Source organism: Pseudoalteromonas sp. XI10, assembly GCF_001469895.1.
In the GTDB taxonomy this organism is placed as follows: Bacteria; Pseudomonadota; Gammaproteobacteria; order Enterobacterales; family Alteromonadaceae; genus Pseudoalteromonas.
Map to the genome: position 1 here is coordinate 1 of NZ_LOPY01000025.1, position 26,097 is coordinate 26,097.

Genomic DNA, 26,097 nt, shown 5'->3' on the forward strand with positions numbered 1-26,097 from the left:
AGAGCTTTATAAATTAGTGAAAGATGAGCTATTTCCATACTTTTCAAAAGCAGGAGATAACGAGTCAATCGAAGGCGCTATTTTCAACGAGTTTATGAAAGACGCGCAGTTGATGATCCAAAAGCAATCGCTATTAGTGAAAGCGGTAGAGATGGTGAGCGACTTACCACTGGAAAACTCAGACACCAAAGGCGACTTATACGAATACTTGCTAAGCAAACTAACAACTGCAGGCATTAACGGCCAGTTTAGAACCCCGCGTCATATTATCCGTGCAATGGTCGAAATGATGGATCCAAGTATTACTAGCCGCATTTGTGACCCATCAACAGGTACCGGCGGCTTTTTAACTAACGCTTACGAATACCTGCTAGAAAAATACACCTCAGCTGAAGGGATTGAACGCGAGCCTTTATACGATACAGGTGGAAATCCATTACTTGATAGCAACGGCAAACCGTTAGAAAACCTGTTGTACTCAGGCGATCTAATCGACCCAGAGCAGCGTACACACATAGATACCGACATGTTCCACGGCTTTGACTTTGACGCCACCATGTTACGTGTAGCCGCCATGAACCTCGTGATGCATGGTATTAAACAGCCCGACATACATTACCAAGATACCCTAAGCCAAAGTTTTGCTGAGCGCTTTCCAAACGAGGCAAAAGAAGGAATGGACATTATCCTTGCCAACCCGCCATTTAAAGGCAGCTTAGACGAAGAAGACGTATGCCCTGAGGTACTTCGTAAAGTAAAAACCAAAAAAACCGAGTTGCTGTTTGTCGCCTTAATTGAGCGCATGTTACGTGTGGGTGGTCGCTCAGCCACTATCGTCCCTGACGGCGTATTATTCGGCTCATCAAAAGCGCACCAACAATTGCGACAATTGCTAGTCGATAACAACCAGCTTGAAGCGGTTATATCCTTGCCAAGTGGTGTATTTAAACCTTATGCGGGCGTTTCAACCGCGATTTTAATATTCACCAAAGGTGGCACTACCGACCATGTTTGGTTTTATGATGTACAAGCCGATGGCTTCTCGCTCGATGATAAACGCACACCGATTAAAGATAGCGATTTGCCTGATTTAGTTGCTCAGTTTAAAGCCCGTGACAAAGCGGTTGCTGAAACTGATGCTAATGACAAAACCCAAAAAGCCTTTTGGGTAAGCAAAGAAGAAATCACTTCAAACAAATATGATCTTTCCATCAACCGTTACAAAGAAGTAGTTTACGAGGAAGAGCTATACGATCCGCCAAAAGTAATCTTGGGTAAGTTAGTGGATTTAGAGAATGAAATATTAGCAGACCTTAAAGAGTTAGAGGCGATGCTATGAGTTTGCAACAAGTTGAATTATCAGATGTTTGTACTCTGTTAACTGATGGTACACACTACACCCCACCTAATATAGGGGAAGGCATTCCATTTTTAACAGTGAAAGATGTTTCTGACAAAGGGTTAGACTTCGAAGGTTGTTCAAAAATATCGATAGAAGAATACACTAAAGCCGACTTGGGAAATTCAGCACCTAAAGTAGGCGATGTACTTTTTTCAAAAGACGGTACTGTCGGAAAAGTTCATGTCGTTAGTGAATCTAAAGATTTTGCTGTTTTGTCTTCATTGGCAATACTACGTCCATTTGATGGGCTTGATTCAAATTACTTAGCGCATGTTATGCGTAATCCTATTACTTTAAGGCAAGCTAATAAGAATAAGACTGGATCAGCGCTTAGACGAATTATACTAAGTGATATTAAAAAATTAAAAATCCCCCTACCTCCACTAGAAGAACAGAAACGTATTGCCGCGATTTTAGATAAAGCCGACAGCGTGCGCCTCAAACGCCAACAAGCCATTGACCTCGCCGACAACTTCCTGCGCAGCGTCTTCCTAGATATGTTCGGCGAACACTTTACTACTGAAGGGTATGCTATTTCTCATAAGAAGAAGATAAAGGAACTAGTTGATTACATCGACTACAGAGGGAAAACTCCTAAAAAGTCTGATTCTGGTATACCTTTGGTTACAGCTAAAAATGTGAAAAAAGGCTTTGTCTCTGAGGAACCAAGAGAATTTATACCTGCGGAAAATTACTTAGACTGGATGACAAGAGGTTTACCTAAGGAGGGCGACGTTTTATTTACTACCGAAGCACCATTAGGAAATGCGGCATTACTAGGTTGTTACGACAAAGTTGTTGTAGGACAAAGATTAATCGCTCTAACAGCTAAAGGAGAATTAACGCAAGAATATTTACTTTATTGTTTGTTAAATCCGTTTATTCAAGATGAAATTTATAAACGTTCATCAGGTAGCACAGTGAAAGGAATCCGTACAAAAGAATTGTATGAAATAGAATTGCCGGTTCCTGATATTAAGCTTCAAGAAAAATTTAGCAAAGCCTACAAAAAGTCTGTTCAAAGTAAGCATAAACTTCAAGAAGCCATTATTGAATCAGATAACATGTTCAACTCGCTAAGCCAAAAAGCTTTCGCGGGTGAGTTATGAGCCGAAAAGCCTTTATTCGTAATAGCCTTGACGCTCACTTTTCTGGCCAGCCAAGGATTGTTCAACTAAGTCCGTTTAGCAACGAAATCAGTATTTTGGCAAGTTATAGTAAAAATTAGTAATACCCAATAAACTAAGGGAGTAGTAAATATGTTGGATTCTATGCCATCGCATTGGTTGATACCGCAATCTATATTGGGTGTATCGTTTTGGCTTGCATTAATAGCAGTGTTTGTTGTTGCTTTTATCTCGATTATTGTACTTACCGTTAAGAGCAATAGTCGAGTAAAGCAGGTCAGGCACATTGTTAATGGTGAATCTATTACCACGCTTTATGATAATAGCTTGGTTATTAGCGAGCGAGCTAAAGCGTCAAAATCTAAAATAGTGCATAGCCTGTGGCATGAATTTGGTGAAAGCTTAGTAAAAGAAGACCGTTCGCAACGTATTTACAATACTTTGGATGCAGAGCACTTTTTTAACCATAAAACCCTTTCAGCGGGGCTTACATCTAATAGGTTATTAGCGGCTACCCCTTCATTTTTAACCGCAATTGGTGTGTTAGGTACGTTTATGGGCCTTACTATGGGCCTGCGCGATATTCATATTGAAAGTAACGATATTGAAATACTAAAAACCGGTATTGCTAGTATGATGAGCGGTGCCGCTTTTGCCTTTGTTACCTCGGTATGGGGGGTAGGTTTAAGCTTACTGCTGAACTTTATTGAAAAAATAGCAGAGCGTTTAATTATACAAAACATTACTGCCGTACAGCACCGCATTGATTTTTTATATCCGCGTTTACCCGCTGAAAAATCACTTGTTGATATTTCTAAAAACACCAGTGATAGCAGTGAGGCTTTAAAGGAACTGCATGAGCGAATTGGTGATAAATTACAGGAGACTATTTCCGGTGTGAGTGACAGCATGCAAGATGCTTTTACTAACGCACTTAATAATGTAATGGCACCTGCGATGCAGTCGTTAGTCAGTAATACCAGCCAACAAACCAGCGGCGTGCTGGAGCATTTAATTAGTAATTTTACTGAAAGCATGCAAGCAGCAGGCAGAGGCCAAGGCGAGCTTATACAAAAGTCAACTGAGCAAATGCATGATGCAGTAAGTAGCTTAAGCGGGCAAATGAGCGCAGTGCTAGAACAAAGCAGCAAACAAGCTGAGTTACTGGCTGAGCAACAAGCGGGTGCGTCATCGCTATTTAACCAGCAACTCGAAGCGATGCTGAGCAAAAGCGAAGAACGCCAACAGCTTATGGAGCAAAAGTTATTTACAGCGATTGAGTCGCAGCAGCAATCGCAAGCTACGCGAGAGGCAAACCATGTAGATAATTTACAGTCGGTATTAGGTGTTTGGTTAACTGAGCAGTCGCAAACGCTTAATAAACTTTCTGACTCTATGGCCGAAGTACAAACTGCAATGAGCGAATCGAACCGTGGATTTGTTAATGAACTTTCGGACCAAAACGAAAAAACAACGGCGCAGCAACAGGCATTTACCAGTGGCCTTGAAACCAGCTTACAAAGCTTTATGCAAAACACTGAACAGAGTCAAAAGGCACTTGAAGACACGTTTGGCTCATTAATTAATAGCCAACAGCTTGAAGCGGCTAAGCGTGACTCAGAATATCGTGAGCAATTACAATCGCAGTTAAGTAAGTGGCTAGCACAACAAGACCAAATGCTTACCTCAATGACTGATGTGGTAAAACGAACACAAACGCATATGGACTCGGTTATTGCACAGCATAAAGATGTAATTGGCGAGCTTAAAAAGGTTGCAGAGTCATCAGCTACGAGTAGCCAAAACTTGAGTAACAGTTCAAACCAGATAGGGGTGTTATCGGGTAATTTATTAAAGGCAACAGAGCTGTTTGATACGCGCTTAGGAGACATGACCGACACTATTAAAGGTATTTCCGCGCAAAATGATGGATTAGCAAATCACGTGATTGAACAAGCTAAAGTGCTAAGAGGGCTCGAAACCTCACTTGTAGCTACAACAGAACAATTTGGTAATACGGCTAAATTAGCTCAAAGCGGTTTTAGCGAAATGAAAACACACCAGAGTGAGTTTATACGTGGTGTTGAGGCATCGTTTGAGGGACTAAGTAATACGTTAGCTAAGCAAGTGTCGGATATTGAAAAGCAAACGAATGAGTGGTTACGTAGTTATTCGTCAGAAGTAAATACCCAAGTTAAAGAGCGTATGGAAACCTGGAATACCACAACCCTTGAGTTTAGTGACCAAATGCGCAGAACCGTTAGCTCTATTTCTGATTTAGTGGATGAATTGGAGCGTAGCTAATGCGAGTATTTAGAAGCAACCAAGTCAGTGTTGATGAAGAAAACCCGTATTGGATGTCATTTTCGGATATCTTGTCGGGGTTACTGATTTTATTTGTTTTAGCATCTGTAGTATTGATGGTTGAACTTATAGAAGCTAAACAAGAGCTTGAAAATAAGCAGCAAGTGTTTACTCAAGAGCTTGAAATGCTTCATAAAGCTGAAGGTGTTCGCAGAACTATTTTACATGAAGCGGCTGATTTACTTCGTAAGAGAGGAATACAAGTTACAGTTAGCGAAAATGAAACAGTATTGAGTATTCCAAATGATATTTTAGGGTTTGATAGCGCTGCATTCAATATAAGTCCAGAGTTTGAAGGCACCGCGCTTGAAATTGGTGAAGTGCTTGCCGAGGTTATAAATAAAGATAACCGAGAGCAATTTCTCGATACTATTTTTATTGAAGGACATACCGACAGTAAAAACTTTTACGGCATGATGGGTAAAGGTAATTGGGGATTGTCGACGTTTAGAGCTATTTCGTTATGGGAACTTTGGGTTAAATTACTGCCGAGCCAACATGACCTCGCAGGGATTATGAATAAAGAAGGTAACCCACTTTTTTCGGTTAGTGGCTATGCGGCAACACGTAGAATGATAGTTGAAGAACTAACAGAAATTGATTTTAGAGCCAATAGGCGAATAGATATCCGTTTTACTATTCGTAGGCCTACTAGTGCGGAATATGAAACTGTAAGAAGCCGTTTGGAGATTCAGTAAGTATGTTGCTTTTACCTCCTATCCCAGAGCTTCCTCAGTTTAACTGGGAACGTATTTCACAGCAGTGGAGTAGCTTAACAGTTCAAACGAAAAAAATTGCTGATGGGGCAGGACAAGGCGAAGAATTTAAAGCCCTTGAGCAACAGGTTAATCGCTACGTTATGTACGATCAAAAAGAAAAGCTAAAACAAATTTTAATTAAGCGAAAAGGTGTTCGTGTTTTAACTCAGTTATGGATTGATAAAGAAGAAGTAAGAAAAAACTCCTTAAACGAAGAAACAATAGATTACATTCAAGCTAAACACCCCAAACTTGGTATGTCGTCGTTAATGAATTTAATTTCGTTAGTTTATCGTTATTTTGATGCACTTGTTGAAGGCAATATTTTTAATCGATTAACGCAGTGGCTTAACCATCAAATAGAGCTGCGTTTAAAAGATCGCAAAAATTCAAGTGACACAATATTGTCGGTACTTAATCAGGCTAAATGGCTGCTTGATTTAACAGCCCCTAAGGCACTAGTTAACCTTGCCAAACAAAACCACTTAGACTTAAACGAACAATTAAAAAAACTACGCTTAAATGAGCTGCCACAAGGGCGCTTTTTAGATATTTGCCACGCGCAATATTACTTAGATACGCTAAGAGAAATTGCAGTTGGTGAGCAACATGATGTACTGCATGAGTTATTAAAGCATGACGTTGCCACTATGCCTTTTGAAGAAGGTAAACGAATAGGGCACATAGCGCTTGAAATTATTATTGATCGCTCTGCTGGAGCACCCAGTGAAATATGGCAAAATTTTGTACTGAATTTAGCTGGTGATCCGCGTATTGCTAATACAGCAAATAACTACCGCCAGTGGTGGAAGCCTATTGGTGAAAATAGAATAAAAGCAGTGACAAGCTGGCTTGCTAAAGAAGATTTACGATTATTTTTAGGAGCCATTGAAGAGTACGCGAATTACATCGGTGATGAAGCGTTAAATAGAATGTTCCCTGCGCGTAAGCGTTTTTTAGAAGGGCTTTATGAGCATGGTTTTGTGCGCAATGCGCGGCTGATGCTTGGAAACCAAGCGGAGCTTACAGTTAAGCGAGTGCTAGGAAAGAGTTTAACTACCAGTTATATAAAGCTTAGAGGAATGGCTCAAACTTCCATTATTTATTTAGATTGTGGTGATTTTCATATTATTGAAGGCTCTCATAACTTTAAGTTATGGATTTATATGGGTTTACCTAGTGAGAAGCTTAACGATTACTCTTTGAGTGAGTTAAACCATTTTGCTTTAACAAATAGCTTTCCACAAGAGTATAAAAGAAACTATCCCAAAGGCGAGCTAATGCCAATTCAACACTCGCCGACTTCTTGGCAAAAAAATGCTATTGATTTTTTAACTCAGAACGGTGTTGAGCTCGATTTAGAAAAACTCTTTGATAAAGATGAATACAGAAGATATATAAATCGTTATGGACTACCTGTGGTAAAAAAAGATTTTGAAGAAAAGAATCTTTTTGAAATAAATTTATTAAACGCACTAGAGATGTACCAACCAATTACCGCCAAAGAGCTCGTAAAGGTTTTAAACAGTGAGTTTAATATGATGGCTGATCGCTCAACTGTTAATTCTAAACTTTATTCAATGTTATCTGAAAGTAGAGTAACCAGAGACGACATGCTTTACTGGCAACTTGCTTGAAAATTGTGCTCTAGGAATGTTTGAAAGGGAATCGATAAAATATGTCACTTGTTAGTTTGATAAAAGGGCTTTTGCCAAACAATAAAAATAGTTCTTTAGTAGATGAACAGTATTCTTTAGTGTATGACTCGTATGGCGTTAATTTTGCTACTGATGAGGCGTCATTCCATTGCCTGAACAAAGGTGAGGGGGGAGGGCAGCAGCTTATTCAACATGTTGTCCTTAAAATGCTTGAAGAAAGAGATATAGCTGAAACACTGCCTAATGGCTTTAGATTAGACAGTGAGCAAGCATGTTTATTAGACCCAGAAGATGCAGGCGTTTTAGGGCTACCGCCTTTTTTTAATAACGACTTTGACATTGATATTCAAGGTAGAACAACTAAAAGTAGTTTTAACCTGCAGTTATTTGCAAAATTTGAGCAGCAAAAATATCCAGTAAAAAGAAAAGGCCCTACACTTTTTTTTAGTGAGCAAACTCAGTATTTAATGACGCCAGAGCAGCTTAATGCTGTGTTAGCCGTAGAAGAGCATTCTTCGCTTAAACCTGATGAACGCAATGAATTAAATAATGTGTTGGTTGTCGCTAAGTTACAGCAAGCTGTTAAAGATGGATTAAAGCTAGATTTAAAACATTTTGATAAGTTTGATTTGGTACAACCAGAAAACATCACAGTAACTGCAAACCAAAGGGCCGATGGTAGTTTAGAGCTTAGCCCAAGCTTTGGTGATGGTTCATCACCTGAAGACGTGCAGAATCGTTTAGCTCAGCTCCAGGGCGATGGGCAAGTAATGCGAATAAAAGACCGCATTGTTTTACTTACTGACGATAAAAAGCAAGCTGTTAAAGAAGTACTGCAAAATAGAACTATTCCTGCACATAAAGTTGCTGAATTTATTAAAACACCTTCAGCTTTTTTAGATGCATCTGTTTTAAACCTTGATCTTGGGTTTTCTCTCAGGGTAGCTGGTATTGGCAAAATGGTACACATTCCCTTTGGTCAAGACAGCGATGGCAGTAATGGCTGGTTTTCGACAAATACAGAAAGTGAACCACCAGAGCGCTTGGTTAAGCTACTAGAGTGTGAGGAAGATGTTGTATCGTTTGAACAAAGCTATCAGCAAGCTAAAGGTCAAAATGCCGATAGTGTACTTGTTGATGATGAGTCAATTGATATACGCGACGAGCAGCGAGTAACTGAAACACTCGCAGAGGTAAGAGAAAATTTAGCAAACCCACCCGATGAAAATAACATATCTGATACTGATGATTTGCCGGTTAAAACAGAACAAGTTTCTTTATTACTTAAAGACACCGAAGAACATAATAAAGATATAGTTAATAAAGTTTCGCAGCTTGATAAAGGTATTAGCTTTGACAGGAGTAATTTAGCGAGAACTCCTTTTCCACACCAAGAATCAGGCATTAGTTGGATGTTGTCGTTACTTAAATCAGCGCAGTTGGATAACTATGATGATATGTATCGAGTACAGGGGGCTTTGTTAGCGGATGATATGGGGCTAGGTAAAACATATATGACGCTAGTAATGATGGCTGAGTACATGGAAATGCAAAGGCAAAATAATAAATTAGAAAAGCCTATATTAATAGTTGCTCCACTTAGCTTATTGGAAAACTGGGAACAGGAGGTTGGTGCTACCTTTAATAAGTCGCCATTTAGAGATATCAAAGTATTACAGTCAGCAAGAGATCTAAAAGAGTTTAGGGTTAAAGGTGCTGAAAGAGAGTCGATGCAGCTGACCTCAGTTATAAATGACTCTCATGCAGATCATGAATCTATTCGTTACGCTTTACACGTTGGGGCTGATGCAGCTACAAAACGCTTGGACATGGATAGACGTGTTGTTATTACTACATACCAAACACTTCGAGATTATCAGTTTTCACTATGTGTAATTGATTGGGGGGTTGTGGTATTTGATGAAGCTCAAAATATTAAAAACCCTAATACGCAAGCTACCCGTGCAGCTAAAGGTTTAAAAGCTGATTTCAAGTTATTAGCAACAGGTACACCTGTTGAAAATAGTTTAAGTGAGTTTTGGTGTTTAATGGATACAGCACAACCTGGGCTATTAGGCGATTGGGGCTATTTTAGAGAGCGGTGGATTAAGCCAATAAGCAGTGCTAATGAGGAAGAAAAAGCAGAAGTGCGTTTAGAAATTGGTAACGATTTACGTAATGCTACAGGCCAGTTTATGTTACGTCGAACCAAGGAAGACGAGCTAACGGGAATGCCTACTAAAACAATTAAAACAGGCATTCATAAAGACTTGGCTGAAAATATGGCATTTACACCAGAGCTTGCTCGTAATATGACCGGTGGCCAACTACTTGGCTATAACCAAGTTGTAGAAAATTACAGAGCAGAAAAAGCAAAAGAGCAGGGTGGTGGACATGCCTTAACGGTATTACAGCAATTAAGGGCTGTTAGTTTACACCCTAGGCTTGACGAGGTTTTTAAACAGCCACCTAATAATGCAAAAGATGCTCAGCGTAATTTACAAGAGTCTGAAAAGTTACGCATGCTGTTAGATATATTATCCGATATAAAAAGCAGACAAGAGAAAGTAATAATTTTTGCAACAACTAAAAAACTTCAAGCTGTTCTTAAGATATGCCTAGATAAAATTTATGAGCTTAATATTCATGTTATTAATGGCGATAGTAAAGCGATGAAAACTAAAAAAGATCAGTTATCCCGTAAAGGGATGATTACTGACTTTGAAGCAAAAGACGGCTTTAACATTATCATTATGTCGCCTGTTGCTGCAGGGGTAGGTTTAACTGTTATTGGCGCAAACCATGTAGTGCATTTAGAGCGCCACTGGAACCCAGCAAAGGAAGCACAAGCGACAGATCGTGTGTATCGTATAGGGCAAAAAAAGCCTGTTTTTATTCACTTACCTTGTCTTCTACACCCAGAGTATGACTCATTTGATGTGAATTTAGATAAGCTACTTGCAAAGAAAACGATGCTCAGAGATGCCGTGGTTACTCCTGAAACAGTTAGTGAAAACGAGTTAATGGCGTCATTGGGATTGTAAAAGTGTTTATTTACAAGCTTGTGAAAATTTTTACAAAACAAAGCATATTATTATTTATAAAAATAAACTAATAGAGATAGATTATGGAATCACCGGAAATTTTTTTGAAAGAGCTTAATGCCGCACTCCGAAGATTACGAGGAGCATGCAATATACTTGAAAGTGAAGAGATAGATTTAAAGCTTCTAGCTGTAATGAGAAAGCTATTATTGGCTGAAACCCTCGGTAACAAATGGATTATTGCAGTTGGTGGTTCTCAAGGGGCCGGTAAAACTACTCTAATGTCTAAAGTATACTCTTGTGAAAAATGGTTATGTGGTAATGAAGGCCGTGGAGAAAAGCTACCTGTTTTGATATCTGAAAGTAAATATGTACATGAGCCTCAAGGTTATGTAAATCGTTTAGTAGAGCAGGAAAACCAAGAGGGGTTAGTTCTAAAAGAAATAGAGGTCGATGTAAAAGAGTTTAATAAAGTCATCACAGACCCAGCGGCAGAAGACTTATTACCTATTTTAAAAGTACCACCACGTTTCTTTAAACGTAGTAATCAAGCATTTTTATTGCTTCCGGGGTATGAGAAGCAAGACCGAGAAAATAAAAACTGGCAGAGTTTGATGCGCCAAGCAATGATTGCCGCAGGTGGTTGTCTGATTGTAACTGACGAGACAAGAATGGCAAATCAACAGCAGTTGGAAATTGCAAAAGACATGATGGAAAATGAACTGGAACACTGTAAACCTAATATAGTTATTACAAAAACAGAGGCTTATGAAAGTGACTTAGAGAAGTCGATGGAGTTAAAAAATAGTGCAGTAAAAACATTCGGTTTAAATAAATATGATATTGAAACCAATGTGCTTTTGACCGGAGTAGATTCAACTTTGTACTGCGAGCAGTGGATGCCCAAATTTCAGGCTATGATTAACAACCTTAATTTTACCGGTCAATCTAAAAGGGCGCTTCAAATTAAAAGCTTGTCTGAAATTTTAGGAAATGACTTAAAGAGTGTACTTAGGAGCATAAACTCAAGAGCAAATATTGTTTTTCGAAGCTCAGAAGTAACAGAAGGTCAGCTGGCTTGTGAGGAGATATTGAACATATTTGATATAGCAGTGGAAGATTTGAAAATAGAGCATAAAAAAGAGGTAAAGAATCATATTCGAGAAGTATCACACAAAGCCACAGATAAGTTAGACAAGAAACTTATTAATGATGCGGAAGGATTTAAAAATTGGGTTTGGAGCGCCTTTGATACTTCAACAGAAACAAAACAAAAATTTGAAACATTAGTACAATGTGCCTGGAATGAAGCTAGTAGTGATTTCATTCCTATGTATGCAGAAAAAATACAAAAGCTAACCATTGGTAACCTTGGCCGACAAGACAACTTTAAAGCAACAACTAGCCGCTCAGTCAATTTAGAGAGTGGCAATGTTCAGAATTTAATTAAGTTGGGCTATCTCGATAGCTCAGGTCAACCATATAAGTTCGCAAAATTAACAGAAAATGTAAAAAGTGATATTAAAATAATTCTAAGTGATCAATTAACTGCATCTGGTCGAACGAGCAAGGATTTATATAAAAGTGTGAGATTATTACCTTTACTTTCTCTTGAGTATGCAAGGTTATCTTTTTTTAAGCCAAAATTGATAACTGAAGAAATGTCTGATAGTCCAATAAATGACTCGTATGGCAATGTAATTGAAGACGGAGTTGATTCCTTTAGCAAAGGAGTTAAAGAAGGTAGAAATGTATTGAAAGCTGTTGCTGGAATACTTGCCGTAGATATAATCAGCGATGGTGACTCAGATATATTAGAGACAATTTTTGGCCAATCTAAAGAATCTAAAGAATCTAATGTAGATGCCCCTAACACAACAAATGATACTCAGGGAGGATCCACGCCTCCAGTGATGCTTCACCCTGCAGCTGTTGCAGTTACAGCAGTATTAGCTGCATGTTATTTAACGGTTAAGACTGTTACAGGGATCAGAAAAGAAGAAAAAGAAATTAGATCTTATGCGCAAAAATTACTAAATAATATTCAAGAGCAACACTTTGAGAATTTTTGTAGTAGTTTTGATGAAATAATGCGTGTAACTAGAAGCAGACTAGAAAGCACATTAAGACAACGTTACCACCTTGATGAAGCATTGATGAGGCGAGAGAGATTAGCAAAGTCTTCAGCTGACGTAAGGGTGCTCACTAATGATCTAAAAGAGAGTTTAGATTCATCAGCCAATGATTTAAACGCTTTTAATCCAGATTTAATCTCCTGATGATTGATAGTTGGTTATTAGACTCTTGGTTTAAATTGCATCAATCAAATTTGGATTGGGTATTTAACGCTTATGAGAAAATGATAAAGGGTTTAAGCCTTGAGTTACAAGAAAAATTATCTATAAAAGATAAGCAACCTGAACCTTTTGTAGTCCTATATGGTAAAACTCAGGTTGGGAAGACGACTCTTTTGTTGGACTTATTAGGTGTAAAACACAGTAAAATTGGCTATGTCTCACATGTGCTACGTGGTGGTAGGGCTGCAGGACAATCAGCCACAGCTACAGCTATGGAGTATTGCATAAGTGAGGCCGAGCATTGGTCATTAACAATCAATCACAAAAAAACTTTCTATGAGAATGAATCGGGAATGATTTTAGCTCTTAGTAAAGTCAGAGATGAAATGGAACGCGAAGCTATAATTTTCAATTCTCATTGTGTTGTAGGTATACCAAAGCATTTTTTTTCAGATTCAGATCACAATAAGGTCAACATTCGAATTTTAGATTTACCAGGTGATAACCCAGCAAATGAATCCGAAGAAAAGCATGTAAATAAAGTTGCTGAAACTTACCTTCCTTTTGCAGATCTAATTCTTCTTGTAGGAAGAGGTGATGACTTAAGCTTTTTAAAACCTGAAGTATTAACCTTGCCTGGACTTGATGATTGGCAAGTTATCCCTGACCGCTTTCGAATCGTTACAACTTTTTCATATACTGCTCACTCAATTAGAGAGCAGATCCGCATAAATGATAAGTTTTCAATTAATCAGATTAGAGCTCGCTTAATTGAGCAAATTGAGCGTTTTGGGAGTTTATCGAGACATGCGAAAAAAGATGATTTGTTTTTTCCATTAGAGTTCGGAACTAGTTGGAAAAATATAGAAAAGCATGACATAAATCTCTATAGAAAAATCAATCCTATAATTAAAAGTTTAAGAGATGAGTTGATTCTACAAATTCGTGAATCAGTGACTCCAAGTAGTCGTTTAAGAAATCTTTTTAATAACCAGTTTAGGTTAGAAGCTGTTTATGACTTAAAGTTTAAAAATTTAAATGAAGCTGTTTTTAACTTAGAAGAAAAATTGAACGACGTAAATAAAGATATTAAATCATACAAGGATATTATTAAAAGGTACTATGTAAAGCTTGATAGGCTAAAATTATTAATTTCTGAATGTGATAATGGCTTTGAAATTATTTGTGATGGAGATGCTTTCTATAAAGTTGATATCGATATTGATGTGTTAAAAAGAAATAAAAGTGTATCAAAGCTTAAAGAGCTTATAGTTAATTATTCTTTTCATTTGAAAAGTGTAGACTTTTTCATTGAAAAAAGAGGGTTTAATGAAGGTGTTATGCTCTTGAAACCTTTCTTTAGTAAACCGGGAAGGAGGGAAGTTGAGGAGGTGATAAGTAATAAATTAAATGAAGTAAGAATTATGCTTAATGAATATTACTTTGATAGGTATTTATCAGCCAGCAACTTTGAGAAAGATGTAGTTTTAGTAAAAAAAAATATTGAATCAGCCAATAAGTCTATAGAAAAAGTTTGGAGAAAAGCGTGGGAAGCTGCAATTTATAAATATAAATGCAGTCTTATAAAAGACTTGAAAAGGACTGATGCTTCGATAGCGAACTTTAAAAGAGAATTAAGTTATCTTTATACACAACGAAAAAATTATGGTGATGAACACAGAGAGATTTGTAAAAATTACAAGGTTTATGAAGACAGAAAAAAGCGAGATTTTAAAGTGTTCAATAGGCTAAACGAAATTTTGGTTGAAGAATATAATGATGAATACTCAAGGCAGTATGAAAAATTATTTGCAGATGAAGACGCTGCTGATTCTCTGTTAAAGTTAATTTCATTAACAGAGTTAACTGAGAATAAAGATAATGTTAATATTTTTAATGGTTAAATAGAGCGCTATGAAATCAAAAGTTGATATAGAAAAAAAAGAAAATCAATTGTCGGAATTAATGTCTAAGATAACTAAAAAACCATTGGAGCCTATTTATGAAGATTTAAACTCTATTAAAACTCTTACAGAAAGTTTTGAGAGCTCTCTTAATGAAGTTAATGAGAAATTGGATTTTTTGAGTGATCATGATGAGCTTATAGAAAAGGTAACAAAAAGCCTGCTTAGAATTCAATCAAATTTATCTGATGATATTAGTGAATCTTTTGAAAATAACAACGCGAAGTTCACTGAAGTTATCAACTGTATATTAGAGGCAAGAGAAGATCTTTCTACTTTATCAAATGACTTTGCAGATAAAAACTCACTAACTATAAAATCATTAGATTTTCTTTCTATCGAAACGAAAGAGAATAAAGCTAAATTATTAAAATCAGTAGCTGAGCTTGAGTTGAGTATCGATAAAAAGATAAAAAATAGCGAATCTATTGTAATGAAAAGGCTATCAGATATTAGTGAAATTCAAAATCTTTATATTGACTCTTACAAAAAAAACATCGAATGCACAAATAAGAAGTTCATCAAGCTGGTAATGTTATGTTCAATTCCATTATTTTTATGCTTAGTCTTATTAATTCTGATTCTTTTTAAGGTTGTTTGAGGAAAACTCTATGCCGATAAAACCACAGCCATTTAAACAAATTTGTAAAAATTGTCATTGGAGTGAGATTGTTGCTCCTAAGTCAGATGTTTTACTTCCAAATACGATAAAAAGTGTTTGTCCAAAGTGCCATTCAACTCTGATAGGGAGAGCTGAATTAAATATCCTCGATTATGTTAGATTAAAACTAATGTAAATCTATTAGACGTTGGTTAATTTATAGCTAGAGTTGCAGCTTAAATAGCTAGAGCTGCTTTGACTTTTTATTTCAAGTTGTAAGACTATGTGATTTATTGCAAGCTTGTAAAAGAGTTTATTAGCAGTACCTAAGTAAATATATACTCCCCCTAATATGATAGTTGTTGCTGAGTTGATAGCTTAGTCGCTTGAATAAAGAATTTATTAATTCTCTATCGATATTTGTATTTTAATTAAAAGGATTTACATGACAAAGCTAGGTTTGGTTTTTTCTGGTGGTGGTGGTAAAGGCGCATACGAAATAGGCGTTTGGAAGGCACTAAATGAGTTTGGTATAGCTAAAAACGTTGAAGCAGTTGCGGGTACTTCTGTTGGTGGTTTAAATGCAGCTTTATTTACAACCGGTGATTACAGCTCTGCTGAGCAGTTATGGCTTGATATTGCACCTAGCAAGGTATTAACACTTAAAGCAGAAGATATTGCTATTGCTGTTTCTAAGTTTGCCGTCGGGGCTTATTTACCGGGTGTTGCACCGAAAGCATTAATGACGCTTAGCTCTTTACTAGGTGGTGCAGGGGCGTTTTCACAAGATGGACTTGCTGACCTTATTTACCGAAGCAATGTTTGTAATTCTATTGACAATAATAATTTACCACTGCATTTATGTGCATTAACGGCTAAAAATGGCGAACTAGTTTATCCCCAATTGAATGCATTAAGCGCTGAAGAAAAACAAAAGTGGCTACTGGCAACCTCTGCGATACCCGCTGTTTTTAAAGCCGTTGAAATAGATGGCACAAATTATGTTGACGGCGGCGTACTTCCTTCATACAGCGATAACACACCTTACAAACCACTAATTGAGCAGCATAACTGCACTCACATTATTAATATTTATTTAGACCGTCACGCTGATACTGTAACTGCAAGTAAACGATATCCAGCGGTTAATTTTTGGAATATAGTCCCGTCACAAGCGTTCGCAGGCTTAGTTGAGCCGCTTAATTTTACAAAAGAAAATGCAGCTAACCTAATTGAGTTAGGCTACAGCGATACGGCTAAAATCCTTAAGCAGTTTAAACCCTTTATGGATGATGAAGCTCGCTTTATGCAGGCTGCTTTTGAATTTGCGGCCTCAAACAAACAATTCAATGATCAGATATTAGTAAACCAACAGTTGCGCGATGAAAGAGCTTTAGATTCAAAGCAGCTTACATCTCCAGATTTATTAGACGATGTATTAAATGAACTTGCCCATACGTTAAACCAGCAAGAGCGAGAGATAGCGAATCAAAATGTTGATAGCTTGATAGATGAATTTGCTGATAACTCTAATGAATTACTTGAACATGCCTTTAATACAATTACAACACTAGCCTCTACCGAAGGACGTATAAACGCGCAGTTAGAGCAGAGCTATGTAGGTAGGTTGCTTGGGTCTGTCACTGGGAGCAATGCTAAGTTACAAGCGGGTATTAACTATGATTTAAATCGCGCTATTTATTCAAGCCAATTATTAATTCAAAAGATCAATCATAAACAAGCGTTAACAATGGAAGCGATGGTGTCGCTTGCTAATAAAACCAACTACCTGATGACTCATGTTAATGTGTTATATGGTAGCGTGAAAAAGCTTGAACAAAATGTTTTTCAAGCGGTTGCTTTAATGAAGCAAGGAATAGAAGCATTAGCGCATCAATGTGACGTTAGATTTAACCAAATTGAAAATAGAATTGAAAGCCTAGAACGTAGTCAGTTAGTAACTAATTGGTACAACAATACAAAATCAAAGTGCATCAGTTTAAATACACTGCAACCAAGTGAATTATTAATTAGTGTAACCCTTGGATTTTATAATGATTTAGGACGCGAATGGTCTAACAGTGAACTTAGTTGCTACAAAAATTTATTGCATGATATTGGCTTACATAGAACATTATTAACGCCGTGCAGCTTATTTAACCCAAGCTCAGCTAAGTTATTTTTAAAAAACATAGAAGCAAGTGCTATTTTACCTGTGGCCCCTAAACACCAGCAGTTTCACCCTTTATTAAAAGGACTGCAAATAGCAAGTGATGCGCAAAGCTACGCAACCGCCGAAGAAATAAATCAAACGATTGAGCAACAACTCGGTTTAGCGCTCAATAATGAATTAAGTTGTTATGAGGTAGGGTTAGAGCTATTACATAGCCTAAAATGTAACGATAAAAGACTGCCAGCTTACTCAAAAACGCATAATATAAATTTACTGACAGCGAATGAGCATTCAACCATGCAAGCTCAATTGTTGGGGCAAATTACGACATACAATACCGTTAATAATGATATTTTAAACAATAAAAATATCAAAGATGATTTAGCCTTTTTACGAAAGCAAATTGAACAATTTAAAGTTATCGTGCCCGTAATTGGCCAGTTCTCAGCAGGCAAAAGTTCACTGCTTAATAATTACTTAGGGCAAGACTATCTTAAATGCGATATAACCCCTGAAACCTCGATTGCTACTGAGCTAAGCTATAGCGAAGAGGAACATATAATAATTAATTATATTGATAATTGGCAGGGGGAGCGTAAAGCATTAAGCGAGTTGAAAAACTTAAAAGTTGACGCGAATATATACTACATTCAGGTTTTTATTAATAACCAAAAGCTTAAAAATCGCCCTAACTTAATACTGGTTGATATGCCGGGGTTTGCATCAAATAATGCCAGCCACTCCAAGGCGATCGCTTGCTACTTGGAGCGTGGTGATTATTTTATAAACTTAATACCCTCAGAAAAACCCTTTGATGCAACGGCTATTGATCAGCTGAAAGAAATTAACTTTAATTATAAAAAAGATATTGCTCACATTGTGTCTAAATCAGAGCGGTTACCAAGTAGTAAACTATTAGAGGTTAAGAGTCAGTTACAAACCTATCTGGCCGAAGTTTTAGTGAGTGACATTACTATTGGTAATATCGAAAATATTGGGAAGAACAAAAGCATAATTGATTTTGAAAATGCAGTCGACACTGCATTAAATCAGTTTGATACACTGCTTTGTATGCGTTATTCACAGCAAATAGCTAAGCTAGTAAAGCAAATAAGCAGCTCTATAAATAGCTTAAAAAAATCTAGCCAGTCAAATGAAGCCCAATTACAAGAAAAAATAAATAAGTCCCACAGTGCATTTAGCTCGGTAGAAAAAAAGCTACAAGCGTCACTTAAAGATCTTGAATATAACCTATGTAGCGTAGGAAAAGAGCAGTTAATTCAACGCTCTCAACATGTTTTAGGCTCATCGGTATCAGTTTTAGTCAGTGCGGCAAAATCAAATCAAGTATCACAAAAAATAAATGACTTATTAAGGCCCGTATTACAACAAGGTGTTGATAACTTAGTAAAGCAAGAATTACAAAAGTTAGATAAAAAACTCGATATCATAAGCGAGCAACAACATAGCGATATACAAATTACACTTAATATACCAGCAGAACAAAAAGAAGCTTTTTCAGCAACGTATGCAGCGGTAGCAGCAGGAGTCGCTACCGTTATATTAGGCCCTCTAGGTGGTATTGTCTCTGGTATTATAGGTGGCTTACTGGGCCGAAAAGATAACGCAGAAGAACGCGAGCAACAAATAGAGTCACAATTGCGTGAGCAAGTTATTCCTCAGGCCGTAAATATGGCTGTAGAACATTGCACACAACAGCTCAATACGGCGGTATCAAAAATCAAACAAGCTGTTTTAAGCTCATTTGAGCAAGAGCAAATCGACTTCAACCAGAGTATTGAGCACCTCAAACAACGATTGCGGCAAAGCGAAGAAGCGTTTAATGAGCAGCAGTTAAAGTTCGATAATGCTTTAATTCAAATTCAGCAAACTCATCAACCCGCACAAATAAAAACCAATGCTATAAAGGAAGGTAGCTAGTGAGTACTGATTTAGATTTTGACAGTTTAATGAACGGCCACATTGATAAAAATAATAATGAAAATAGTGGTGAAAGTAGCAATGCAAATGAGCTAACAGGTCAAACTCATGCGTCCTCTCAAAACACAAGACCAGAAGGGGTTAATCAGTACCTATACGAAAGCGAAAAAGGGTTAATCTTATGCGCTCAATTAATTGCTAATGGCGATAGTAATACACCAGTTGCCCGTTTATTAGCCGAAATTAAACACACGATTGAGCATGACTTCTTACTGCTTGCTAAAAAAGACGACAATACTACGGGGGCTTATACGTATGCTCAATTGTTACTGCTTGAAAAAAAGTTAAATGAAATTGCTGCTTTTCCACATCTCGAAAAATATTATACCGTTGCAGTTGGAGGGTCATTTAGTGCAGGTAAATCGCGCTTTTTAAACTCTGTGTTAGGATGCCCCTCGTTGTTGCCAACAGACACAACGCCCACTACATCTATTCCTACTTATTTGTCGTGGGGTGAGCACAATGCAATAAGTGCGCTTAATTTTTATCGTAAAAAAACAGTAATAGATGAAGAAGCTTTAAAAGCTATATGTCATGCATTTAATGAGCGTTTTGGTGTAACTTTTAGCCATTTACTACAGCTAATATCAGTTGAACGAGAAGACTTTAAATACCCTAATCTCGTGTTTTTAGATACCCCAGGTTACAGCAAAGCCGACGATATAATTAATATACAAAACAATACCGACGAAAACATTGCTCGGGAGCATTTGCGCAGTGCAGACTATTTAATTTGGTTGGTCGATCAACAAAATGGCACTGTGCCGCAGCAGGATATTGAGTTTTTAAAAGGCCTAGAGCTAACTCAGCCTGTATTAGTGGTGATTAGTAAAGCGGATAAAAAGCCTGAATCGCAAATACAACAAATTATTAATACAGCAAAACAAGATTTACAACGAGCCGAAATTAATTTTTTAGACGTAATAGGGTACTCAGCCCAGTTAAATAAAGAGTTTTCAAGCTCCAAAACCGTACTAACTGATTTATTACAAACAGTGAGTAAAGGTAAAAATGGCTCAGTTGTTTCATGGCAAGCAGAACAAATATTTAAGAGCTATATAAATTTTTATGAGTCTACTCGTCAAATTCATAGCTTAACAAGTGGCACGATTAAAGAGCTCATTTTTGCTGAAAGTATATCCGATAAGAACAAACAACATTTAGACGATATAAGCAATAAAACAAAAGCGCAGTTGAATGCATTAGCAACACAAAAGCAAGTTGCCCTTAAGATTCAGCAACAATTACAAGAGCAAATTACGCAGTTATGCGAGTTGCTCAATGTAAAAACAACCATGCAGCCAAGCTCTGTCGCTTTGAGCACAAGTATTACTACTTGCTCACTAGGTAACGATAATATACCCCAACAGTCATTAGTATTTGAAGCGCTCGTGCAAGGCAGTATTAAGCAACTGTCGGCAATTGCTGACATAACTGCTTTGCAAGGGCGGGTAATTAAGTTAAGTGCAGTGGGTGTGCACATTAAAATTGACGAAAAGGTAGCAACTGATTTCGACATTATTATTACTAAACAAAAAATAAAAGCCCAGTTGGGTGATGCCGTAATTAGTGATTATTTTAACGTAGGCCAGCGTGTGAAAGTTCACATAGTAAACGATAAAAAAGCGAGCATTACAGTCGATATAGCTTCGGCACAATTTTGAATTAGTAACACACAATTACTTAATAAATAAGGAAGTGAGATGGATTTTGATATATTAGACGTTATAAACGAGGCAACAAAAGAAGCTGATGCATTTGAAGGTCATCCAGCGGCTGATTTTACCATTGAAGAGAAATTATTATATTTAAATGGTTTAGCACTTGTTATGAATGCAGACGGTCATATTGATGATACTGAAAAAGAATATATTCGGATACTGATAAAATCAATGAACCTGGATGAGTCAACACTTGATGACATGGTAACGTTTGCTAAGGCCCCAGACAAAGACACCATCCAAGCTTTTTTCCGCACTTTTCGCCGTCGCCCGATTTCGCAATTATTTTTATTCGATGCGCTAATGATGACGCGCCGTGATGGAAAAGTAGAAGACAAAGAAAAAGCTGTAGTAGATAAAATAGCCGACCAGCTGGAGATACTAAAAGGCACTCAGCAAGATATATTTGATTTATTTTGCCATATTAAAAACCGAAACTGGCAAGAAAGCGCATTATACTTCAGCTGCCATTTATTAAACCCAGATCACTTTAAACATCTGCTAGCCTATCATGAAGTTGAGTTTGATGCGTTAATGACAGAAACAGCTGAGACAAGAAGTAATAGATTATTGGATATAATGAAATCTAAGCTCGTTGATTCTTTAGAGTGGGGGACTTTTGCATGTGAGGGGACATCTCAAAAGGCTTCATTAATTACGAAAGAGCCTATTACTTTATTAAAAGCTATTGCTAGCTCTATATCATGTTCTGTTGTAATGCCATGGCTTCAAAGAATGTTAGATCGAGGGGAGTTGAGGGTTACAAAAGAAACGGTCTATCTTGTTCAAGAGCCTGAAGAAAAAGTACTATTTGAGTTTTCTAATTCATTTTTTAAATACGAACAAGAAGCTAATGCTTTTTATCTAGGCTCCCTTGACTATGCTCAGAAAAGCATCGGTTCTGGAGAGATATTACATGCTTTCCTAAGGCATACGAATCTTAACTACTTAATTGAGCAAAATGATTTAAATAATTTATTAATTTTAACTGACTCAATAGATGTTGCCGTTTCTAATGCAGGTCACTTACCAACATGTGATGGAGTTCAAGTATCGGCTATTACTTCAGGATATTATTTTGCTAATCAGGGCCACCCTAATGCTATAAATGAAATAAAGGGCGACCAAGTAGAAATTAGATACTGTAATCATTGTTCTGGAGGGCATGGAACACAATCAGGTATCTGCGACGATAAAGATAGGAGGTTTACTAAAATTACTTTGTCAGAGATGTTAACAGAACATGGCTTTTATTTAGTCAAATAACATATTTGGACATCTATAATGACTGACTTAGACATGCTTGCCACTTTTATGGAAGCGACAAAAGAGCCTAGTGCTTTTGAAAATCACCCAATTGCGCAACAAGGGATTGAAGGGCAGTTATTGTATTTGCAAGGCCTAGCCTTAGTGATGAATGCAGATAATGACATTCATGACACCGAGGTTGAGTATTTGCAAATTTTAATAAACTCTTTTTCACTCGATAATTCTGTGTTAGATGATGTAGTTGATTTTGCTAAAGCGCCAGACAAAGCAACTATACAAGCTTTTGTTGCATACTATAGGCGTAAAACATTAGCACAATTGTTTTTATTTGATGCGCTCATGATGGCCCGACGTGATAACCAAGTACACGAAAAAGAAATGCCTCTAGTAAATGCAATGGCGACCCAGCTAGAAATATTAAAAGGCACTCAACAAGATATTTTTGATTTATTTTGTCATATTAAAAACCGGAACTGGCAAGAAAGTGCGCTATATTTCAGCAGCCACTTATTAAACCCCGATCATTTTAAACATTTACTCGCCTATCATGAAGTTGAATTTGAAACGTTAATGGCAGAAACCGCTGATATTAGAAAACGTCAGCTGGTTGAGGCAATAAAGAATAAAATTAATATTGGCACTTTGGAGTGGGAAGTACTTAATTATACAAAGGAAAATTATGAACCGGAGTTTGAAATAACAACTAATTTTATTCCAAATTTATTAACCCATGAATTACTACTGCCACTTTTACAAATAAAGCTAGAACGCCACGAACTACGTATATCGAACGATGATATTTATTTATGTAAAAGCGCAGAAGAAACACTTTACGCCACTTTGTCTGACCTATCGTTAGAGTATGATAATGAAAGTGATGCCTTGAGCGTTAAATCAGAATACGTATCAGGTGATAAACTTGTTATATCAAACGAACTTTCAAAAGATTTTTTTGATTTAATCCTTCAATCTTTGCAATCAAAAGCAACCGTGGGCAAACCTTATAATGATCTTAATACAATTTTAAGGTGCATTTTTTCTGCTGAAATTGCTCAAGCACAGGATCCCACTGTTCAGAGTACCTTCAACCCTAATGCAGGTATTCCTGGGGGCGTGGGTATGTTTGGCGTGGGTATGCATAGAAAGGCAATAAGTTGGGCTTTTGCTTGTAATCAAAATATCTTAAAAGAAACAAGAGTATTGTTTCCTTACAGTAATGGTCATTTTTTGCAAAATGAAATAGTAATGGGCTTGGATGATCAATTTTATATGAACACTGGTTGTGTGGGGGAAGCAATAGTAAATGATGTTGATTATTTATGTGACTTATCCCCCTGGGAAATTTTAGTCTCAGGCCAATTTAGATTAATGAGGCCAATAAAAGGAATTAAAAATGATTGAAGAACAGTCATCAAGTTTATTAAAAATAAGTAAAGGTTACGAGCTGTACCGTAGCTCAGTAGATGTAAACTTATTGGCTGAATTACAGGCACTGGCTATTAACTTTAAAAACGACGCACTACATACACAAAATGAAAATAGGTTGTTGCGTATTGGTATAATTGGCCAAATAAAGCGAGGTAAATCTTCGTTTTTAAATAGTTTGTTATTTAATGGCCAAGACGTACTTCCAAAGGCTGCAACACCGATGACGGCTGCGTTAACTAAAATTTGTTATGCTCAACAGCCAAAAGCACTGGTTGAGTTTTATAGCAAAAATGAGTGGGGTAAAGTTAAAAACTTAGCCGATACAGCATTCACTAAACAAGCAAATTACGAAAACGCCTTGCTTGAATACCAAGCCAGTAAGTCAATAACGCAAAAGCAGGGCGCTTATACTCTCACACCTGAAAGGCCTGTTTTATCTGATGAAGAAAAAGCCAGTATTGAACTTTTAAATATGGTTAAAAGTTCAGGACTAAACGTTGCGCAGTATTTAGATACAACCATATTGCTTGATGAAGTAAATAATAATGATGAATTAGTTGATAAACTAAATAACTATGTGGGATCCAGCGGCGAGTTTACGCCAATAGTAAAAAGTACTGAGTTGCATTTTAATATTGAGTCTTTGCGTGATATCGAGGTGGTTGATACACCGGGAATGAATGACCCTATAATCTCACGTGGTAGGCGAACTCAAGAGTTTATAGGCCAATGTGATGTGGTGTTTGTGCTCAGCAATAGCGGCCAATTTTTAGACCAATCAGATATGAGCTTGTTGGCGCAAAATATTCCAAATAAAGGTATTGAAGATATTGTACTAATAGGTTCACTGTTTGATGGAGCCTTATTGGATGAGTACCATAATTACCCATCTATTCAACAGGCGTTACCGGCCATTACAGCTAAACTAAATAATCAGGCAAAGAGTAATGTCGATAAGGTATGTAATGAATTTGCAGCCCATCAAAGTACTGAAGACGATAACAACCAAAGCCATTTAATGAGCACTTTACAAAAAGCTTTGCCGCCTATATTTATTTCATCTCGCTGTTACGATTTAGCCATAAAGCCAGAGCAATCATTAAATGAAGAAGAGTTGCATACGTTGAATCTTCTTAACGGTATGTTTGATGATTTTACATTTAATGCCAATACGTTTGCAGCAGTTGCTAACTTCACAAAAGTAACAACTAAGTTAGATACTGTTAAGGCGAAAAAAGAACAGATATTGGCAGATCGTTTTAATAATCTTTTAATAGGCTCAAAACGTGAGGTTAAACAAAAACTTACTCAAATTGCAGATGACGTCACTTATAAACGTAAAAACTTACTTGAAGGCGATGTTGAAAGCTTAGCGAAAAAGCAACAAGCTGCTGTTAAACGCATAGAGGCTGGCACTGTTAAAGTTAATAGTGTTTTTGAAAAATATAGCATTCAAGCTGAAAAGGTATTAACGCGATTACTAACTGATATAAACAAAGATTCAATACAGGTAAAACAAGTTCAGTCGCAATCAGGCTCGCGGGAAGAAAGCTATACAACTTCCCGAGAAGTGAGTGACTCATCATGGTACAACCCATTCTCATGGGGTTCAACTCGTACAGTTACGTCAACTCATTACCGCACTGTTAATTACACCTATGCAAGTGTTCATGATGCTGTGAGTAAGCTTGAGTCATTTGTTATAGAAACAAGCAAAGCGCTTTATGACGTAAGTGAAAATGCAATTCAATTAAGCTTATTTAAACAGGATATAAAAGCATCAATTAGAGAGATGTTTGATTTTACGGATGATGACTTTGACCCCGAAATGGTTTTAATGCCATTAAACAATGCAGTTGAACGAATTACGATCCCTGCAGTTAGTTTAGATCTCGATGCGCATATTAATACAATACGACAACAATTTACTGTTGAGCAAGTTGAAGGTGATGAAATAGAGCAATTGCGCAAAGAGCAAGCCAGAGTTGTTGCTCTTTTACTAAGTGATATTAGTGACGAACTAAAACGGTGTATTCGCTTAATATTAGAGAAGTTAGCGACTGAGAAAAATAAATTTGTTCCTAGCTTAACAAAGGATTTAGTTACAAAAGTTGAACAACTCAGACAAGATCTAATCCATAAAGAAAATGTCCTAAAAGGCTACAATGATGTGTTGCAGAATGTTAGTACTGACTTGACTCAGTTATGAACGTAACACTTAGGATACTAAAACTTATACATTTATTCTTAAGGTAATTGGTTGAAGAGGTACCAAACTCAAGTTACATTA

14 protein-coding genes are annotated in these 26,097 nt (G+C 37.0%); all 14 read left to right on the forward strand.

Translation table 11 applies throughout. From position 1 onward, the window contains the following. On the forward strand, nucleotides 1–1,339 hold a 1,339-nt coding region (locus AUR67_RS06235; protein ID WP_058584598.1), incomplete at its 5' end, for a class I SAM-dependent DNA methyltransferase. After that, nucleotides 1,336–2,511 (forward strand): restriction endonuclease subunit S, encoded by a 1,176-nt coding sequence (locus tag AUR67_RS06240; protein WP_058584599.1) that lies wholly within the window; start codon nucleotides 1,336–1,338, stop codon nucleotides 2,509–2,511. The genes AUR67_RS06235 and AUR67_RS06240, both read left to right, overlap by 4 nt. A gap of 150 nt (nucleotides 2,512–2,661) precedes the next feature. Further along, nucleotides 2,662–4,833 carry an anti-phage ZorAB system protein ZorA gene (gene zorA / locus AUR67_RS06245; RefSeq protein WP_058584600.1) on the forward strand — a complete coding sequence of 724 codons (2,172 nt, stop codon included), beginning with the start codon at nucleotides 2,662–2,664 and terminating at the stop codon, nucleotides 4,831–4,833. Then, nucleotides 4,833–5,591 (forward strand): flagellar motor protein MotB, encoded by a 759-nt coding sequence (locus AUR67_RS06250; RefSeq protein ID WP_058584601.1) that lies wholly within the window; start codon nucleotides 4,833–4,835, stop codon nucleotides 5,589–5,591. Before zorA ends, AUR67_RS06250 begins: the two co-directional genes overlap by 1 nt. Nucleotides 5,592–5,593: 2 nt before the next feature. After that, a complete protein-coding gene (locus tag AUR67_RS06255; protein WP_058584602.1) occupies nucleotides 5,594–7,288 on the forward strand; it encodes an EH signature domain-containing protein in 1,695 nt (564 codons plus the stop codon). Between the two features lie 41 nt (nucleotides 7,289–7,329). After that, the gene (locus tag AUR67_RS06260) at nucleotides 7,330–10,353 is read left to right on the forward strand and encodes a DEAD/DEAH box helicase (protein WP_058584603.1); all 3,024 of its coding nucleotides are present in this window, start codon (nucleotides 7,330–7,332) and stop codon (nucleotides 10,351–10,353) included. 83 nt (nucleotides 10,354–10,436) lie between these two features. Further along, nucleotides 10,437–12,632, forward strand: a complete 2,196-nt coding sequence (locus AUR67_RS06265; protein ID WP_058584604.1) for a hypothetical protein — start codon at nucleotides 10,437–10,439, stop codon at nucleotides 12,630–12,632. Continuing rightward, the gene (locus AUR67_RS06270) at nucleotides 12,632–14,554 is read left to right on the forward strand and encodes a hypothetical protein (RefSeq protein ID WP_058584605.1); all 1,923 of its coding nucleotides are present in this window, start codon (nucleotides 12,632–12,634) and stop codon (nucleotides 14,552–14,554) included. The genes AUR67_RS06265 and AUR67_RS06270 overlap by 1 nt, the downstream gene beginning before the upstream one ends. Nucleotides 14,555–14,564: 10 nt before the next feature. Then, the gene (locus tag AUR67_RS06275; protein WP_058584606.1) at nucleotides 14,565–15,215 is read left to right on the forward strand and encodes a hypothetical protein; all 651 of its coding nucleotides are present in this window, start codon (nucleotides 14,565–14,567) and stop codon (nucleotides 15,213–15,215) included. Nucleotides 15,216–15,660: 445 nt separating this feature from the next. Then, a complete protein-coding gene (locus AUR67_RS06285; protein ID WP_058584608.1) occupies nucleotides 15,661–19,329 on the forward strand; it encodes a patatin-like phospholipase family protein in 3,669 nt (1,222 codons plus the stop codon). After that, nucleotides 19,329–21,053, forward strand: coding sequence for a dynamin family protein (locus AUR67_RS06290; protein ID WP_058584609.1), 1,725 nt, complete (start codon nucleotides 19,329–19,331; stop codon nucleotides 21,051–21,053). The genes AUR67_RS06285 and AUR67_RS06290 overlap by 1 nt, the downstream gene beginning before the upstream one ends. A gap of 39 nt (nucleotides 21,054–21,092) precedes the next feature. Then, on the forward strand, nucleotides 21,093–22,376 hold the full coding sequence (locus tag AUR67_RS06295) for a TerB family tellurite resistance protein (protein WP_058584610.1): 1,284 nt from the start codon (nucleotides 21,093–21,095) through the stop codon (nucleotides 22,374–22,376). A gap of 18 nt (nucleotides 22,377–22,394) precedes the next feature. After that, entirely contained in the window at nucleotides 22,395–23,780 is a 1,386-nt protein-coding gene (locus AUR67_RS06300) for a hypothetical protein (protein ID WP_058584611.1), read from the forward strand. Then, on the forward strand, nucleotides 23,773–26,016 hold the full coding sequence (locus AUR67_RS06305; RefSeq protein ID WP_058584612.1) for a dynamin family protein: 2,244 nt from the start codon (nucleotides 23,773–23,775) through the stop codon (nucleotides 26,014–26,016). The genes AUR67_RS06300 and AUR67_RS06305 overlap by 8 nt, the downstream gene beginning before the upstream one ends. Nucleotides 26,017–26,097: the final 81 nt, after the last annotated feature.

Bases quoted from the DNA above. Each gene is read 5' to 3' on its own strand.
- AUR67_RS06240 (WP_058584599.1), top strand. From the start codon at position 1,336: ATGAGTTTGCAACAAGTTGAATTATCAGATGTTTGTACTCTGTTAACT.
- AUR67_RS06275 (WP_058584606.1), top strand. From the start codon at position 14,565: ATGAAATCAAAAGTTGATATAGAAAAAAAAGAAAATCAATTGTCGGAA.
- AUR67_RS06255 (WP_058584602.1), top strand. From the start codon at position 5,594: ATGTTGCTTTTACCTCCTATCCCAGAGCTTCCTCAGTTTAACTGGGAA.
- AUR67_RS06300 (WP_058584611.1), top strand. From the start codon at position 22,395: ATGACTGACTTAGACATGCTTGCCACTTTTATGGAAGCGACAAAAGAG.
- AUR67_RS06270 (WP_058584605.1), top strand. From the start codon at position 12,632: ATGATTGATAGTTGGTTATTAGACTCTTGGTTTAAATTGCATCAATCA.
- zorA (WP_058584600.1), top strand. From the start codon at position 2,662: ATGTTGGATTCTATGCCATCGCATTGGTTGATACCGCAATCTATATTG.
- AUR67_RS06295 (WP_058584610.1), top strand. From the start codon at position 21,093: ATGGATTTTGATATATTAGACGTTATAAACGAGGCAACAAAAGAAGCT.
- AUR67_RS06260 (WP_058584603.1), top strand. From the start codon at position 7,330: ATGTCACTTGTTAGTTTGATAAAAGGGCTTTTGCCAAACAATAAAAAT.
- AUR67_RS06250 (WP_058584601.1), top strand. From the start codon at position 4,833: ATGCGAGTATTTAGAAGCAACCAAGTCAGTGTTGATGAAGAAAACCCG.
- AUR67_RS06305 (WP_058584612.1), top strand. From the start codon at position 23,773: ATGATTGAAGAACAGTCATCAAGTTTATTAAAAATAAGTAAAGGTTAC.
- AUR67_RS06285 (WP_058584608.1), top strand. From the start codon at position 15,661: ATGACAAAGCTAGGTTTGGTTTTTTCTGGTGGTGGTGGTAAAGGCGCA.
- AUR67_RS06265 (WP_058584604.1), top strand. From the start codon at position 10,437: ATGGAATCACCGGAAATTTTTTTGAAAGAGCTTAATGCCGCACTCCGA.